A 486-nucleotide genomic window follows, 5' to 3' on the forward strand; every position below is an offset into this window, starting at 1 on the left:
CATCTACTGCAGCTTTGGCTTTTTCTGCTTCTGCATCAACTTGAGCCTTAGCTGCTGCTTTCTCTTCGTCTGTTAGATCAGAGCGAGCGTCAATTTCATCCTTCTTGGCTTGAGCGGCTTCATCGACGGCTTTCTTCGCTTCAGGCTTAGCAACTGCAGCTGGGTTAATAGCTTTAACAGTGTCAACACCTGCAGTCTTAGCTTCTTCAACTCCTGCATTTGTTGTTGCTGCATCTACTGCAGCTTTAGCTTTTTCTGCTTCTGCATCAACTTGAGCCTTAGCTGCTGCTTTCTCTTCGTCTGTTAGATCAGAGCGAGCGTCAATTTCATCCTTCTTGGCTTGAGCGGCTTCATCGACGGCTTTCTTCGCTTCAGGCTTAGCAACTGCAGCTGGGTTAATAGCTTTAACAGTGTCAACACCTGCAGTCTTAGCTTCTTCAACTCCTGCATTTGTTGTTGCTGCATCTACTGCAGCTTTAGCTTTTT

General features: G+C 46.5%; 1 protein-coding gene. It reads right to left on the reverse strand.

Translation table 11 applies throughout. The annotated features are described in order from the left end of the window. A partial coding sequence (locus E4T71_RS08880) for a DUF1542 domain-containing protein (protein ID WP_135038965.1) occupies positions 1-486 on the reverse strand: 486 nt, incomplete at both ends.

The sequence above is a fragment of the Streptococcus sp. WM07 genome (assembly GCF_004570525.1).
Taxonomy (GTDB): Bacteria; Bacillota; Bacilli; order Lactobacillales; family Streptococcaceae; genus Streptococcus.